This is a genomic window from Paenibacillus sp. UNC217MF, assembly GCF_000686865.1.
Taxonomy (GTDB): Bacteria; Bacillota; Bacilli; order Paenibacillales; family Paenibacillaceae; genus Paenibacillus_B; species Paenibacillus_B suaedae.
Map to the genome: position 1 here is coordinate 1 of NZ_JMLT01000044.1, position 1854 is coordinate 1854.

3 protein-coding genes are annotated in these 1854 nt (G+C 39.4%); all 3 read right to left on the reverse strand.

From position 1 onward, the window contains the following. Nucleotides 1-206: RHS repeat-associated core domain-containing protein (locus BP95_RS30595; protein WP_036667209.1), on the reverse strand; the 206-nt coding region annotated here is incomplete at its 3' end. 387 nt (nt 207-593) lie between these two features. Next, nucleotides 594-1133 (reverse strand): SecY-interacting protein Syd, encoded by a 540-nt coding sequence (locus BP95_RS0116060; protein ID WP_021254186.1) that lies wholly within the window; start codon nt 1131-1133, stop codon nt 594-596. A 10-nt stretch (nt 1134-1143) separates the two neighbouring features. Continuing rightward, the coding region (locus BP95_RS0116065) for an RHS repeat-associated core domain-containing protein (RefSeq protein ID WP_197035298.1) at nt 1144-1854 on the reverse strand (711 nt) is incomplete at its 5' end.

A 1854-nucleotide genomic window follows, 5' to 3' on the forward strand; every position in this document is an offset into this window, starting at 1 on the left:
GCATCGAACTGCTCGCCTGCGTAGCGGAAGCGGTTCGGAATGCCCTCTGTGGCAGATACCGTCTGGCCGAAGGCGTCGTACTCATAGCTGTTCAGGATGCTGCCGAGACGGTTCGTGATGCGCACGACATCTCCGTGCTCATTGTTCAGGTAGTAGTAGGAATCCCCTTGCCTATTTACCTGCGCAAGCAGTTCATGTCCGCGCACATAGGATGTCTTGACTTGATGCTCTCCGTCCAGTTCGCTGATCAGGTTCCAGCCATCGTCTACGAACGGCCTGTGAGCCCATTTTCATTAACCAATCTTAGTATTCCTTCCGAATTGTTAAACCCTACGCGTAGATAGTTCTGCTGCGTAAATAACATCGAATTGATCACCTACATAGTGGAAGCGTTCGGAACCTTCTATTTGCAACAAAATCCCCCTCACCTTACACAAAAATGAGGGGGATTTTGCTGTCACTTGTTTAAAGTTTGAGAAATACCAATGTTATGACCTTCGATGAGTTCGAGATTCATCTTTTAGCAGTCTAACAATAATTCTTCTCTTGTTCATATACAGATTACAGTTCATTCTCTAATTGTTATATTAATTTTATTTTGACATCCTTAATTCACTAATTAACATTTCAAGTGATTCTGCAATAACAGTTAATTCCCCTGTTTCGAAATTTTCTTGTAATACTTCCCCAGTTTCATTATTGATGACTAGAGCCAGATCATCAGGAGAAATAAAACCAATATGAATATTTTTTAATTGTTTACCTTGATTTTCTTCGTAAGTTTTTTGATTAACAAAAAAATTACGAAGATCCTTCCCTGGTTCAACAGGTTCTAAATGAATCAGTTTTGAATGAAAGAAACCTTGAAGCTCTAAGAACCAATATGAATTAAAATACTCCTTAATTGAAGAGTGCAAACACAATCCAATATCACTCTCGATTGCTTTGAAATCCTCATTAGTTTCTTTTAATTTTGGTAACCATGAAACATACTCCTCTTCATCTGGTTCACCTTGGTACAACATTGGGTTAATCAATTCATCGAAAGGAACTTGAGGCAGAGTACCATAGCTACTGTTCCAGTAATTATGTAAAGTCTCAAAATATTCCTTTAAAGAATTTATTACCGACATTCTTTTCACCTCATTTATTGTCAATAAATATTTGAAGACGGTCTGCAAATATTTGATCTTTTCCCCATACCCCTATCTGCTTCTCATTATTGTGTATACCTCCACTACCAGGATGAAGTGGAGCAGGTATCGCCATCGATTGGCCTCCACCCCCAACATGATGATGAAGTAACGGTTTACTACGCAAACCTACTATATCATACTGTGGGAAATAACTCCTAAATATAGGATCGTTGACAATAGAACGTCCATTTTTCAAATTATCTATGTTTCTTTCACTAAAGAATTCAGGATGCTTTTTGTACAATTCAGTGAAATAATAATCATTGTCTCTCAACCAACCCTCAGAATTCGCTTTCTGATTTCCTTTCCCTACGAAAGGCATCTCTATAATAAGCTTTTCGTCGGCAACAATTTTAGTTTTAAATGTTCCTCCCCTTGTAACTATCTCATATTCTCTGTTTAAAATCTCCAAATCAGTATCTCTATAAACTCTTATCGGATGGTCAGGATTTTTTCCGTTTTCAAAAGGCCCTTCCTTCTTACCGCCGCCACCGCAGCCAACATTCTGACTGCTATAACCGCTCGGATCCACATAATTAATCGGATTATTCCCAACATACGCATACAGGTTGAGACCATCACCACGGTACTCATCCTCTTGCGTAAAGCGGGCAATGACCGGGTTGTAGAACCTTGCACGCAGGTAGTACTGCTGCGT

Bases quoted from the DNA above. Each gene is read 5' to 3' on its own strand.
- BP95_RS0116060 (WP_021254186.1), bottom strand. From the start codon at position 1,133: ATGTCGGTAATAAATTCTTTAAAGGAATATTTTGAGACTTTACATAAT.